This window comes from Parabacteroides sp., from assembly GCF_977054455.1.
This window is the reverse complement of sequence record NZ_CDRTCT010000001.1, coordinates 146,986-161,528: the sequence shown is the minus strand read 5'-3', so window position 1 is coordinate 161,528 and position 14,543 is coordinate 146,986. Positions and strand designations below refer to the sequence as shown.

Genomic DNA, 14,543 nt, shown 5'->3' with positions numbered 1-14,543 from the left:
GGTGAAACCCATCTCCATTTTTCTTGAAACGGTTTTTCACCATTAAAAAGGCACTTCAAGAAATATTGAAACGGGGATTCAATAGTGAAAAACGGCTTCAAGAAAATTTGAAACCGTTTTTAAACGTTTAAATGCCATTTCAACTAAAATTGAGAGGGGAAATCAATGCTTGTTTTCCAGCGTGAAGCGCAATGTCCCGGCATTTACCAGTTTGTCTTGCGAAATCGTATATCCTTTCAGCTTCTTTCCGCCGGCTGTCACCTCTTTGATATAAATATCTTCCGGGGTTTTGTGGGCGGACTCGATCACCAGGCTGCCTTTCGGGTAGAACTTCTCATCCAGGCGGATCGTCACCTTGTTGAAGGTCGGCGAGGTCAGGACATAATCCAGGTCACCGGGACAGGCCGGATAGAACCCCATCATCGAGAAGATCGCCCAGGTCGACATCGTTCCCGTATCGTCGTTACCCGGAAGCCCGTTAGGAGCATTGTGATAATATTTGCCCAACAGTTCGCGGACCAGCTTCTGCGTACGCCAAGCCTCTCCCTTGAAATAGCTGAACAGGTACGGATAGGCGATGTCCGGTTCGTTTGCCATATCATAGTACCCTTTGTCGAAGACCATCTGCAACTTATCGACAAACTTCTTCTGACCGCCCATCAGCTTGGCAAGCCCCATAATATCGTGAGGGACATAGAACGTATAATTCCAGGCATTCCCTTCATGGAAACCGGGGCTCGGTTCGAAGTTTTCCCCCTGCTTCGGATCGAAAGGAGAATAGAACGTGCCGTCAGGCAGGATCGGACGAAGCGTGCCGAACTCTTTGCTATAATAATGCTTATATCCCATAGCCCGTTCACGGAACAGTTTGGCATCCTCCTTCTTGCCCAACGCATCCGCCAACAAGGACAGGTTCCAGTCGGCAATATAATATTCCAAAGCATGGGAAACCGAGTTATCATACTGTTCGCGCAAGGGAACATAGCCTTTGCCCATATAGTCGTTATTATCCGGACGAAGCAGGTTGAACTCGCCGGGTGTAGTAGCGCCTTTACGCATTCCTTCGTAGGCCGTTTCGATATCATAATCGCGCAGGCCACGCATATAAGCGTCCACGATATAAGGGATAGACGGATCGCCTTCCATCGTCAACGTCTCGCGTCCGTACAGTTCCCACTTCGGAAGCCAGCCGCTTTCCTTATACATGTCGATCATGGTGCGGATGATGTCGAGTTGCTTTTCCGGATAGAGCAATGTCATCAATGTGCTTACATTGCGATAAGTATCCCAGAGCGAGAAGACCGTATAGCGGTTTCCGGTAGTATGGCCGACTTTCAGGCTTTCCATCATCGGATATTCGCCATTCACGTCCTGGATGATATTCGGATGGATCAGCAGGTGGTACATGGCGGTATAGAAAATCGTCTTATCGTCGTTCGTCCCGCCTTCCACCATCACGCGCGACAGATCGTCGTTCCACATCTTGCCGGCAGCCGCACGCACCTTGTCGAAATTGAAATCCGGCTGTTCGGTGTTCATATTCAGGCGGGCATTCTCGATGCTGACAAACGAGACGCCCGTTTTCACTTCGATCATTTCGTCTTCTTCGGTGTCATACTTGAACCAGACGCCGATGTCGTCACCGCTCATCTCACGGTCGTACTTCGTGTACAATTTATATTTGCCGGAGTAGGCATCCCATTCGGCCTCCACTCCCTTCATCTCGCGCTGCTTCTTCCAGTAGCCGGCCTGCTTGGGGGCTTTGCTGAGCTTCATCACGAAATAGATCGGGAAAACGGCTTGCGGGTTATAACAGAACGTACCGAGCAGCTTGCTCCCTTCTATTTCCGTATCGCTCACCATACGGACGGTCGCACCGGTTTCATTCGTCAGCCCCTCACCCAAGTTCAGGAGGATATTCCCCTGCCCTTTCGGGAAAGTAAAGCGTGTCAGGCCGGTACGCATGGAGGCGGTAGCTTCCGTCTTGATGTTATACTTCGTCAGGATATTGCTGTAATAGCCGGGATGGGCCACCTCGTTCTTATATTCGCTGCCGTATTCGTGATAATCCACATTCAGTTCCCCGGAGGTAGGCATCAGCAACAGGCTTCCCATCTCCGGACAACCGACACCGCTCAGGTTGACATGCGCATAGCCGGTAAAGAAACTATTATCCGCCGAATAAGGCGTGGACCACCACTGGCTGTCCTTGTCAAACTTATTAGTTTTCGATCCCATCACATTGAAGGGGGTAACACTCATCATTCCCTGCGGACAAATCGCACCGGGATTGGTCGTCCCGTAGTTGCTTGTCCCGATAAAAGGGTTCACATAATCCACCGGCCGTTGCGCGGAAACCAGCGCAGAACAACAACCCAATAGAAAAGAAAACAACACCATCTTCATAACACCAACTCTTATTTTTTAATTCTTAATTCTTAATTCACCAAACAACTATCTCATCCGCAAAAATAAAACCCGGATTCGCCCTTGGCGCTTTCAACCGTACATAGCGGGCTTTCCAGTTACCGTCGAACGTATATTCCTGGAACAAGAGATTCGGATCGTCTGCCGGAATCGTTGTTGGAACAATTCCACGGGAAATAAAGTTTTCACCCTCTTCCGAAGTCAATAACTCCACTTGTCCGGGCTGGAACACACCCGGACCGGTCAGTTGCATGAAACGAACGGACACTTTACGGATATCCGTTTCCTCTTCCATATCGATCACACAGTCCAGGTCATCCAAATAGCCTTGCCAACGTCCGTCCAGATAAGTCAGGCCACCGCGATAACCATCCAGCAGGGCATTCATTCCTCCGGCCATATAACCTTTATAAAGCTTATTATTATAATGTATAGGCTTATTGATGGCGCGATGATAATCCACCTTCTTTTCCGTCGGCGTTCCCTGAAGCACCCCGTCCCGGAAAATAGCCGCTTTGATATGAGCGGAATCTTTCACGACTATCGGTCCGGCATAAAGGGAGGAAGATGCAACCGGAACGGAACCGTCTGTCGTGTAGCGGATTTCCGCCGGATATTTCTCGGCATCCAAAACGACTTCTATCTGTTTCTTCGCCGTATCGACCAGCATGGTCACCTCAAGTTCGTCCGAAAGGGTAAAAGCGTCGATACCCATTCGATGCAATTTGGAAATATGATTATTCATCCGGGGCTTGAAATCTTCCCATGTCCGCAACTCCTGCGGCGTCCATCCGATCTCGGCCACGGCAAGGGCACGCGGGAACATCATATATTCCAGATGTTCGGGTGTCTGGATGTATTCAGTCCAGGTATTGGCCTGCACACCCAAGATATGCCGGCATTCCTCCGCCGTCAACGAATCTGCCGGAACGGGATCATAGCTGTACACTTTCTTAATCGGCGTATAACCGCCGATAGCATAGGGCTGTGTCTTCGGATCGGCCTGATAGAAATCCAAATACATGTAGTTGCCGGGCGTCATCACTACATCATGTCCCATACGGGCGGCTTTAATTCCACCGTCCTCTCCACGCCACGACATAACGGTCGCCTCCGGAGCCAGGCCGCCTTCCAGAATCTCATCCCAACCGATCAGCCTGCGATCCTTCGAATTCAGAAATTCTTCAGCCCGATGAATCATATAACTCTGAAGTTCGTCCACGCTCTTCATTCCGTTTTTCTTCATCAAAGCCTGGCATTTCGGGCATTTCTTCCAAGCAGACTTTCCGGCTTCATCGCCACCTATATGAATATATTCGGATGGGAAAAGATCGATCACTTCCGTCAATACATCTTCCATAAATGTAAACGACTTCTCATTGCCGATACAAAAATCACCATTCTGATAAGGTTTACCGGAACAGCTCAGTTCGGGATAGGCCATCAGCACCTCTTCCGAATGTCCCGGAAATTCTATTTCCGGTATTATATTAATATGTTTAGCGGCGGCATGCTCCACAATCTCCCGGATATCCTCTTTCGTATAGTAACCGCCGTAAGCGCCCGGTGTTCCTTCCGGCAAATATTTACGATCGTGACCGTCCCACCACTTCCGCCAATCCGATTCGGTACGAAAAGCAGTCTCGGAAGTGAGTTTCGGATATTTATCCATCTCGATACGCCATCCTCCGGCATCTGTCAGATGCATGTGCAACGTATTCAATTTGTAAAAAGACATCACATCCAGCAATTTCATCACTTCCTCTTTGGAAAAGAAATGACGGGAAACATCCAGATGCAATCCCCGATACCCGAAACGAGGATTATCCAGGATCGAAACACATGGCACCTCTCCTCCGGCAAAGAGTTGGCGTAACGTCTGCATCCCATAGAACAGACCGTCCGACGAACCGGCACGCAGGTCGATTCCTTTCGGCGTCACATCCAACTGATAACCTTCCGGGCTACCGGACCAGGCATCGTCGATCACTGTTTTGACATTTCGGGAAGATTGCCCGCCAAACAAAGCGAGACTATCGATCCTGAAGGTTCCTCCGGTCATTATCATCTGTTGCGGTTGGGGAATAAGATTGACCTGCCGGACTTCCTTCGAAGAGCAGGCGACCAATAGCAACGAGCAGACGACAGCCAGCCCGGTTACATAATTGCGAGATTGTTTTGGCAATAACATAAATATTTAGTTTAGTGTGTTTAATTCTTGGAGGGTAAATATACGAAGAAAAAATGGACAAGTTCCTATTTCAAACAAAAAGCTATGCTTTAGCTACCCTAACCCATAGCGTTACGCCGTCTAAAGCTATGCTTTACGGGTCGCAAAAAAAGAGGATATGCCGATTATGACATATCCTCCTATGTGAAGAAAGCCGCACCGTAGATATGAACAAACTCCGTATGACAGGATTTGAGTGCTTTGCCATCTTTGTAATCCGCCGTGCTAAGCATGCCCCGAAGGGTGCGGCCCGCCATTGACGACAAGAGCTGTGTCTCGGAATTAAAATAAACTGATGAGTTTCCCAATCGAACATGTGCGGCTAACTCATTTTTCTTATCACAAAGATATGCAATAGGAATGAAACCACCAAACTTTTGACATAAAAAAAAGAGCTCCATTCAAGAGCTCTTTTTCCAATTGCTATATAATGTCAATTACTTAACTTTAGCAACGATTGCTTTGAAAGCTTCCGGGTGGTTCATAGCCAGGTCGGCAAGAACTTTACGGTTGATTTCGATACCTGCTGCATGCAAAGCTCCCATCAGGCGAGAATAAGACATACCTTCCAAACGGGCAGCAGCGTTGATACGCTGAATCCACAATGCGCGGAAGTTACGTTTCTTGTTACGACGGTCACGGAATGCATAAGTCAAACCTTTTTCCCAGGTATTCTTAGCAACGGTCCACACGTTCTTACGTGCACCATAGTAACCACGGGTAAGTTTTAAAATCCGTTTTCTTTTTGCTCTTGAAGCAACATGATTTACTGATCTAGGCATAATACTAATCTGTTTTGAATGTTAGCGTCATCACTCTCGGATGATCTTATTTGCTAAATACATTCGGTTAATAAAAATCTTGTAAAACTCGCTTAATTAAAAAAGATTACTTCAAACCAAGCAACTGCTTAACGTTGCTTACGTCTACACCGGCAACCAGACCTGTGTGAGTAAGGTTTCTCTTCTGCTTTGTAGTCTTCTTTGTCAGAATGTGACTTTTAAAAGCGTGTTTTCTTTTGATTTTACCTGTTCCGGTAAGAGCGAATCTTTTTTTGGCACCGGAATTAGTCTTCATCTTAGGCATTTTCCAATATATTTTAATTATTAAACTTTACACCCTCTATCGGGTGGTTTCTTTCTTTATTATTCAGACTCTTCAGTCTTAGGCTTGGGAGTCACGACCACCTTCTTCACTACCGGTTTTGAAACGGCAGGTTTGGGAGCGGGGGCAGCTCCGGCTTTCTTCGGTGTCAGCATGATGATCATACGTTTACCTTCCAGTACCGGTAATTGCTCTACCTTTCCGTATTCCTCCAAGTCATTGGCAAAACGAAGCAACAATACCTCTCCTTGCTCTTTGAAAAGAATGGAACGTCCTTTAAAGAACACATAGGCCTTTACTTTTGCACCTTCTTCCAAAAATCCCTTGGCATGTTTCAACTTGAAGTTGTAATCATGATCATCCGTCTGAGGTCCGAAACGGATCTCCTTCACAATCACTTTTACTGATTTCGCCTTCTGTTCCTTCTGGCGCTTCTTCTGTTGATAAAGGAATTTCTGATAATCAGTAATTCTACAAACGGGGGGCGCAGCATTCGGTGAAATTTCAACCAGATCGAGCCCCTGATCTTCAGCCATCTTCAATGCCTGAGAAGTAGGATAAACTCCCTGTTCTACGTTATCACCTACTAAACGAACTTCACGAACACGAATACGTTCGTTGATTCTATACTGTTCTTTCAGACTGTCATTCTTCATTCAAAAAGATTTATTCTCCTCGTTATTAGTTAATTAATTATTATCTTTCTTCCAGTGATTCATTTGTTCCTCTATCTCACCTTTCAAAAGCGCTGCAAAGGTAGTAATTTTCATCGAACCTTTATCACCTTCGCCCTGTTTTCTTACAGAAACTTCATTATTTTCTGCTTCTTTCTCTCCGACAATGAGCATGTAAGGGATACGTTTCAACTCTGTATCGCGGATCTTACGTCCGATTTTCTCGTTACGGTCATCCACCAAAACGCTCAGATCTTCGGCTTCGAGCTGACGTTTCACCTCATAGGCATAATCGTTGAACTTTTCGCTGATCGGCAGGATCGACACCTGATCAGGAGTCAGCCACAACGGGAACTTGCCGCCCGTATGTTCGATCAGCACGGCAACGAAACGTTCCATAGAACCGAACGGTGCACGGTGGATCATAACAGGACGGTGTTTCTTATTGTCTTCACCCGTATATTCCAGTTCGAAACGCTCCGGCAGGTTGTAGTCAACCTGGATCGTACCCAACTGCCAACGGCGGCCGATGGCATCTTTCACCATAAAGTCCAGTTTTGGACCGTAGAAAGCTGCTTCGCCATATTCGATCTTGGCTTTCAGGCCTTTTTCCTGGCAAGCTTCGATAATTGCGCTTTCGGCTTTCTCCCAGTTTTCTTCCGAACCGATGTATTTATCCCGGTTTACCTTGTCACGCAGAGAAATCTGTGCTTCAAAGTTTTCAAAATCCAAAGCCTTAAAGATGATAAAGATAATATCCATCACCTTCAGGAATTCGTCTTTCAGCTGGTCGGGACGACAGAACAGGTGGGCATCATCCTGCGTAAAGCCACGTACCCTTGTCAAACCGTGCAACTCGCCGCTTTGTTCATAACGATACACGGTCCCGAACTCCGCGAAACGCAAAGGCAGGTCCTTGTATGAACGCGGGAACGATTTGAATATTTCACAGTGGTGAGGACAGTTCATAGGCTTCAGCAAGAACTCCTCACCCTCCTGCGGAGTATGGATCGGCTGGAACGAGTCCTTACCGTATTTAGCGTAGTGGCCGGAAGTCACATACAACTGCTTGCCACCGATATGCGGAGTCATTACCTGCTGGTAACCGTATTTCTTCTGGATACGTTTCAAAAAATCTTCCAGCTTCAGGCGCAACTGCGTGCCACGCGGCAACCACAACGGAAGCCCCGCACCCACTGCCGTAGAGAATGTAAACAGCTCCAGTTCTTTACCGATCTTACGATGGTCGCGTTTCTTGGCTTCTTCCATCAATGCCAGATATTCGTCCAGCATCTTTTTCTTCGGGAAAGTGATACCATACAGACGGACCAACTGTTTGCGCTTTTCGTCACCACGCCAGTAAGCACCGGCGACACTCATTATTTTAACAGCCTTCAAATAAGAAGTATTCGGCAAGTGCGGACCACGGCACAGGTCGGTAAACGAACCCTGCGTATAAGTCGTGATCTTACCGTCTTCCAACTCGCTGATAAGCTCCGTTTTATACTCTTCGCCTCTGTCACCGAACATTTTCATGGCATCTGCCTTCGAAATGTCCTGGCGTCTGATTTCCTCTTTCTTCGCTACCAGTTCGAGCATCTTTGCTTCGATGGCAGGGAAATCGCCTTCTTTGATAACTGCTTCACCCGGATCCACATCATAGTAGAACCCGTTTTCAATAGCCGGTCCGATACCGAACTTAATGCCGGGATATAATTCCTGCAAAGCTTCAGCCATCAAGTGAGCACTCGAGTGCCAGAATGCATGTTTACCTTCCTCGTCTTCCCACTTGAAAAGTTTGATGTCGGCATCCTGGTTGATCGGACGGGTCAAGTCCCAAATCTCACCATTCACGCTTGCTGCCAGAACTTCCTGTGCCAGACGGGAACTGATGCTTTCCGCAATCTGCATGGCGGTCGTTCCTTCGGCATATTCTTTTACGGAATTATCCGGAAATGTAATCTTTATCATAATCTGTTCACTATAAATTCCTAAAAATTAATCAGGATGCAAATTTAGCATTCTTTTTTTGTTAAACAGAACTTTTAGGTAAAAAGTTTCAACGAACGAGCTTACCGATACGATCAGAAGCAAAATAAACATACACCTTTTCAGTATTTTCTTCCTGATCCTCGCCTAAGTTCCTTTTCTGAACCAACAAGATCTTTTTCAGCGGCTGGAAGAGACGCTCTATCAGACGAAGCTCTTCTGTTATGATTCCGGACATACAGGCTGCTCACCCTGCCCGAAGTGCGTGCCACGACCTCCGTCACCGGCTTACGGCTCGTCAGCCTCATCTCCGCCTCGATCACGTCCGGATAGCGGAAGAAAAAAGACAAGCCTTTCTCTGTCCGTGTATCCTCCTCCTCGCGATCGTAAAAGTCAGGTCCCGGCTCGAAGAGCAAGGCTGCTCCCGTATCTTTTCCTTCCACAACGGTGCTGTACCAGCAACGCGCCAGTTCGGATTCTTCATAGACTAATTTCTTGGTAGCCGGATCGGCGATATAATATTTTCCGTTCTTTACCTTATATAATACGACGAAATGGTTCTGGTTCCAGTGCAAAACGCAACCATTGATCAAGATAGTCGGGGTACTATGAATATCATGTTTATCTATAAAAGATTTACGTTTCATATATTCATCTTCCAAATCATACTCAAGATTATTAGATATGCTCTCTATCTCATTATCTATTTTTGTTTTATCATTCTTAAACCAACAGTCTAAACCATATAAAAATCCTGATTCTCCCTCCTTACATCAGTCGGAAAAACTAATTTATCATGGAAAAACAGATTATGAAGAAAAATCACCCATAATAAAGCCTGAACTACCAAGCACAACACACACCACCGCTTCAATTTGACCTTTTGGCACCATATACTCCAAAATGAGTAAGGCAAGGCGAGTATGAATAAACAGAAAAAGAAGAAGATCGTCGCTTGCCCTCTTCCCAGTAAGAAACAACTGATTCAAATATCTGATATACAATAATAAAACCTTCTCCAAACGGGACAATAGCAGGGAGTTGACATGACACCAAATCAGTCTTTTGTTCAGCCATATCAATTACTAAATTATCAACTTTATATCTCTTCAACAAACTTGAATACCCATATAAAGTATCCTGAAAGGTAATTTCCAACAGTTTTTTTCAATACTGAAGTATATTTCACTTTCAATAAAGTTAAGAAAAATGATAATATATGATATGAATTCATGGGTATAGGTCGCTTCAAAATTAATAATGTATTTAGATCAATTTTTCAATGTAGCAATTACTATAATAGGATTATCTTCTTTAGAAATAGATTCTAAAGATTTCATACTTCCTTTTAATTCTATATTTGTTTTATTAATATATTCACAAACATCTGATGCAGACAATATACCCAAACAAACTCCACTTTCCAACATCACTAAAATCTCAAATGGCATAAAATTATTCAAGTCATCTTCAAATCCATTCTCATAAGAAAAAAAAGAAGCTTTCGATATTTTTTTATCATAAACTCCTAATTCACGAAATATTTCCCTGAAATAATCAAATATTATAACATTGTCATTTTCAAAAATATAATACGGAGAAGAGACCGAGTTTACATCTACATGATAACGATCTTTATAAGGGAAAACATAAGGCGAAAAATCTAATCGATATTTCGGGATTAATTGCTCATTATTAACTTGATATACTGTATCTATAAACTTTTCTCTAAAATAAACTTGATTTTTATATCGATAAAAAAGTCCATCATTAGCATCATATACAAATTGATCAGTTTTCACAAAATGATAATTCGGATATTCTTTTACAGTTTCACCATATTGATTAAACAATACGATTCGTTTAGAGACCGAACCATTACAATTCGGAAAAAAAGCACAAAAATTTGTCGAATCTAATGGAATTACACATTTTGTAGAAGACCAGTTTGAACTCATTGGCATTTTAATTTTACCCACAAAATTCCCTTTCAGATCATATTTAATCAAAGAGTTGTAATAATCAAAAAAGTAATTTAAACCATCATACGGGTTATAAAAATTATCATACGTCTTATAAAATGCCTCTGGATCATCACCTTTATGCCCTATTTTCCTTATAAAATGCCCAGTTTTTGAATCAAATAGGAAACAATTGTCCGCATCCCACACTAATAAACTATCCCCAATCATATTTACTCTCATGGTTCCTAATCCCAGCAAACATGCATCAGTCGTTTCTAATGGTACATAATGAACTGAATCAAAAAACATACTTACTTTTGCCTTTATTTCCGGACGATTTTTTGATATATGAATTACAGGTAAATCTTTCGCGAAAGAAAGATTAAATACAAAAATAAAAACAAGCAACAACAAAGATCTATAAAAGTTCATATTCTATTCATTTTAAGCCTAAAAAACAGTCAAACATCGTAACAATAACAAATATGCGTTCATAATTTCATATCGTATCAGAATCAACAATAAATCGATCTTACTCTTTCAAGGTGGCAATCACCACGATCGGATTATCATCAAATTGGAGGTTTTCCAATACTTTCTTTCCGGTCGGACTTAACTTCACATCTTTATGGGTCTCCATATAATCTAAAAGATCTTCCGGCATCAGCAGACCGACCAACTTATTTCCTTCTAATTGTTCCATGAAAAAAGTACCCAATCCATCTATGTCATTCACAAAACCACATCTTTCCCCTTCACGCTTACAACTATACAATTGCTTGGTTTTCTTATCATAATAATTAGAAAAGCTGATATTAGAACTTAGCCCTTCCCATTCTGAGCAAGCAAAAAAGATATACCGATCTTCCTGAAAAATACGCGAATAACTCAAAAAACCTTTTTTATATCGTCTAACCGTTTCTACATCATCCGCTCCAAAATCCAATTTCCCTGTTTCGTATTTTTTCCCAAGAGTCTCGTTAAAATGAAACGCAATAGAAGGGATCAGCCGCTCTTCACCCACCAAATAAACAGTATCATTCTCCGATGCTCCGGAAAAATACAAATTACTTCCTACCTCCTGGAATCGTCCTGCATTATAGCAAGAAGACCGGGAGGATTTAAATGTTGGAGCCTGAAGGCCATTGTCTATCACCTTCAGAACCTCGCCGTTTTTATTAAAAACATAAAGCGCACAATGATCATTAGCCTGTTCATCATTGGCAAAACCTAAATATAGACTATCCTTATAAAGGCAAAGGTTATTTATTTTTTGCTGAAATCTCGTTTCCTTGATATATCGATACTCAGGTTTTACCACCTCATTTACACATTTGTTAGTTTCAATATCTATTCCTCTCCACTTCTTCCAAATATCCACATAAAAAACATTTCTTTCCTTATCCAATGTACAATTTGACATAAGATGTGCATAATCATCCGGTCCACCTCCTTCTTGACTGAGACGACGGATATACTTTCCGTTTTTCCTATCAAATAGACATATTTTACCTGCAAATTCGGTGGTTATAATATATCGATCTGTCAAAAAAACAGAAGGTTTATTCAACAAAGATTCTTTTGTCAATTCCAACGGAATATATTCCAAATGGGAAGCAAGTCTACTCAATGGAATATCACCAACTTTTGCTTTCGTCATATCTATCACTAATACTTTATCTTTAGCCTGTAAAGACAAAGACAAAAGGATACTCATTAATACACCTATATATTTCATATTCGTCGCAATAAATCACAATATTATTAAAACTCAATAATACAAAAAAGAGACTGCCTGTCCACATAGTAAATACAAAATAGGCAGTCATCTAAAATAAGTTTATTACGGAAATTGGCCAAAACCCGAATACGTGAATCGGTGAACGAACGGAGGATCTCCGCTGTCCCGTCAGTCGAGCCATCATCCACAATAATCAGCTCCCAACCGGAAAATGTCTGATTCAGAATGCTATCTACGGATTCCGCCACATACTTTTCCATGTTATAAACCGGCATGACAACAGATACAACCTTCATGCCTCCTTATTGTCAAAATTCCCGAAAAAGCCATTGGTTCAAATCGAAACTACTACCGCATCTAATTTGATTTTATACCCCATATAATTCAAATTACACGCAAGGGTAATATTTTTTAACAAACAGCATATTCCATATATACCTACTAATCAAAGATTTACAAAATGACTCTATTTCAGGAGGGGATATTGTCTATTTTTGATACAAACTTAGAGCCATTTTCCTAACATACGCTTTGCTTGCTTTCCTTATTTCAGGCTTAAAAACAGTACGATTCCGTAAGGTAGATCTGAATCAAGATACGACTTCACCCATCCAAAAGCCTTTTCTGAGCCTCCTTCGAGAGCTTAATAACCTTTAGCTTTTTCATACTGATAAAGATTAAATTATTAATAATTAGTGATAATATATAACAGATATGACAGGAGAACTCTCTTTATTCATTCGCTTTAAGAATTCCGGAGCATTATCTTTTATCTTATTTTGTTTTACATATCCCAGAACATGCCAACTACCTATCAAATCGAGTACTGTTTTTCGAGCATATGAGTGTTTCATACACTGAATAGGTAATCCACAATCTATATTATTTTCAACTCCATATTTTGCAGACCAGTCCTGCAACTCTTTATATAGACGTTTAGACTTTAATTCATGGGTATCCATATTGAACGTGGCCAGCGTCAGATTTCTATAAACATCACCGTATCCTCTAAGCCAGTAAGAAAATATAAAATAAAGACATCCTTTGAATTCCCACGCTTCCAGTATACACGCATCACTTTCTATATCTAAGTAATAAATCGGATCAATTCGATCTTGACTTGCTTTAAAAATTGTCTGATAAGGATTTCCGGGGAAATAAGTAAAGAATAGGTAATTCTTATCGGTATCATTCATCACATACGTCCCTCCATCCCACCAGCAAACATGTTTTTCTATTTCATCAGGAGTAAGTACGACAGAATCGGTCAATAATTGTCCCTTATTATCACAAATAGCAGCACGTGTTTTTGTTACATAAAAATTATCCTTACCTGACAGGGCTAAAAAACGATCGGATGCCAACGGGTAAAGTTGAGTAAGAGGCGCTGTTTTATAAAGTGTTTGGGTATCTCCAACCGGTTCACCATTCTTTTCGTCCAGTATCCATACATTCCCCTTTCCCATTACATAAACCTCATGGGTATATTCATTATAGAATAAGCTACTAATATAATCCGCCCCTTCAATTTGTTTCTGATATCTGCCGTTACAATCATACATAACAATATCTTTAGGCTTACTAAGAAATATATGATTTTCTGTCAGTAAAATATCACCGCATCCTGATAGTTCAGGAAATGTATCCAACGGAATATATTCAATCCGATCAGTCGGAGAAAACATTTGAATTTCATCACTTCCTTTTTCCGAGAGAAGACCCCGCAAATCAATAACCGGCAAGTCTGAGGGATAAGTCTTCTCCTCTTTCGTCTTCTTCATTTCGCAAGAAAAGAAGAGTAGGACGACTATTACTATTGTTGTTGCTACTTTAAATATTTTCATATATCGTATATTTTATTCATTACGTTCTCAAAAACAGGCCGATTGTATTTCTCTAAACATACTATTTGAAATAATATTTAACAATTATAGGATTCATTTCTTCCTTTGCATTTAATAATTCATGGTATTTTTTTCGGTTGTTTTCATCTAACATGTCTTCGGTAATATAATTTTCCAATTCACCATGTTCATACCATGTCAGTACATATTCGTTTGTTATTTTTCGAGGAATAAAACCTACTGATTCTGTAAAATATTTAATATATTTACATTCGTCAATAGATTTATCGTGTATTAGATAAGCTCTTGCACTATCTCGTAAATATATATATAAGCTATAATTTATTTTCACGACATTAATATTTAGCCCTAAAAACAGTGAGAGAAAAATTCCTCCCACTCATTCGAAATCATTAACCATACACACAAAAACCGCTTCCGGAACAACTCGTATGATTATAACCTCCTACAATAAGCTTAAGCTCTTGATCAGACATCTTTTCTCCTTCTAATTTGTTGAGCGTTATCTTTTTTAACTTTTTCATATATTCAACTGTTTAATTGTTTTTA

Annotated in this window: 13 protein-coding genes; all 13 read right to left on the bottom strand. The window is 41.7% G+C overall.

Annotation, left to right across the window (positions count from 1 at the left end):
- Nucleotides 1–162: 162 nt before the first annotated feature.
- The 13 genes from ACW6QF_RS00610 to ACW6QF_RS00550 all read right to left on the bottom strand — a co-directional run bounded on the left by ACW6QF_RS00610 (nucleotide 163) and on the right by ACW6QF_RS00550 (nucleotide 14,518).
- Entirely contained in the window at nucleotides 163–2,406 is a 2,244-nt protein-coding gene (locus ACW6QF_RS00610) for a GH92 family glycosyl hydrolase (protein ID WP_456086424.1), read from the bottom strand.
- 37 nt (nucleotides 2,407–2,443) lie between these two features.
- The gene (locus ACW6QF_RS00605) at nucleotides 2,444–4,618 is read right to left on the bottom strand and encodes a glycoside hydrolase family 20 protein (protein WP_456086423.1); all 2,175 of its coding nucleotides are present in this window, start codon (nucleotides 4,616–4,618) and stop codon (nucleotides 2,444–2,446) included.
- A gap of 476 nt (nucleotides 4,619–5,094) precedes the next feature.
- A complete protein-coding gene (gene rplT, locus ACW6QF_RS00600) occupies nucleotides 5,095–5,439 on the bottom strand; it encodes a 50S ribosomal protein L20 (RefSeq protein ID WP_005635321.1) in 345 nt (114 codons plus the stop codon).
- 106 nt (nucleotides 5,440–5,545) lie between these two features.
- Nucleotides 5,546–5,743, bottom strand: coding sequence for a 50S ribosomal protein L35 (gene rpmI, locus ACW6QF_RS00595; RefSeq protein ID WP_075964957.1), 198 nt, complete (start codon nucleotides 5,741–5,743; stop codon nucleotides 5,546–5,548).
- A 59-nt stretch (nucleotides 5,744–5,802) separates the two neighbouring features.
- Complete coding sequence (infC, locus tag ACW6QF_RS00590; RefSeq protein ID WP_298548685.1) at nucleotides 5,803–6,417, bottom strand: translation initiation factor IF-3; 615 nt, start codon at nucleotides 6,415–6,417, stop codon at nucleotides 5,803–5,805.
- 33 nt (nucleotides 6,418–6,450) lie between these two features.
- On the bottom strand, nucleotides 6,451–8,406 hold the full coding sequence (thrS, locus tag ACW6QF_RS00585; RefSeq protein ID WP_456086422.1) for a threonine--tRNA ligase: 1,956 nt from the start codon (nucleotides 8,404–8,406) through the stop codon (nucleotides 6,451–6,453).
- 140 nt (nucleotides 8,407–8,546) lie between these two features.
- Nucleotides 8,547–9,071 carry a cysteine peptidase family C39 domain-containing protein gene (locus tag ACW6QF_RS00580; RefSeq protein ID WP_456086421.1) on the bottom strand — a complete coding sequence of 175 codons (525 nt, stop codon included), beginning with the start codon at nucleotides 9,069–9,071 and terminating at the stop codon, nucleotides 8,547–8,549.
- Between the two features lie 624 nt (nucleotides 9,072–9,695).
- Nucleotides 9,696–10,820, bottom strand: a complete 1,125-nt coding sequence (locus ACW6QF_RS00575; RefSeq protein WP_456086420.1) for a 6-bladed beta-propeller — start codon at nucleotides 10,818–10,820, stop codon at nucleotides 9,696–9,698.
- A 100-nt stretch (nucleotides 10,821–10,920) separates the two neighbouring features.
- Entirely contained in the window at nucleotides 10,921–12,126 is a 1,206-nt protein-coding gene (locus ACW6QF_RS00570) for a 6-bladed beta-propeller (RefSeq protein ID WP_456086419.1), read from the bottom strand.
- Nucleotides 12,127–12,152: 26 nt separating this feature from the next.
- On the bottom strand, nucleotides 12,153–12,425 hold the full coding sequence (locus ACW6QF_RS00565) for a glycosyltransferase family 2 protein (protein ID WP_456086418.1): 273 nt from the start codon (nucleotides 12,423–12,425) through the stop codon (nucleotides 12,153–12,155).
- Between the two features lie 396 nt (nucleotides 12,426–12,821).
- Nucleotides 12,822–13,973, bottom strand: a complete 1,152-nt coding sequence (locus ACW6QF_RS00560; RefSeq protein WP_456086417.1) for a hypothetical protein — start codon at nucleotides 13,971–13,973, stop codon at nucleotides 12,822–12,824.
- Nucleotides 13,974–14,034: 61 nt separating this feature from the next.
- On the bottom strand, nucleotides 14,035–14,325 hold the full coding sequence (locus ACW6QF_RS00555; protein WP_456086416.1) for a hypothetical protein: 291 nt from the start codon (nucleotides 14,323–14,325) through the stop codon (nucleotides 14,035–14,037).
- A gap of 61 nt (nucleotides 14,326–14,386) precedes the next feature.
- A complete protein-coding gene (locus ACW6QF_RS00550; RefSeq protein ID WP_456086415.1) occupies nucleotides 14,387–14,518 on the bottom strand; it encodes a TIGR04149 family rSAM-modified RiPP in 132 nt (43 codons plus the stop codon).
- Nucleotides 14,519–14,543 lie beyond the last annotated feature (25 nt).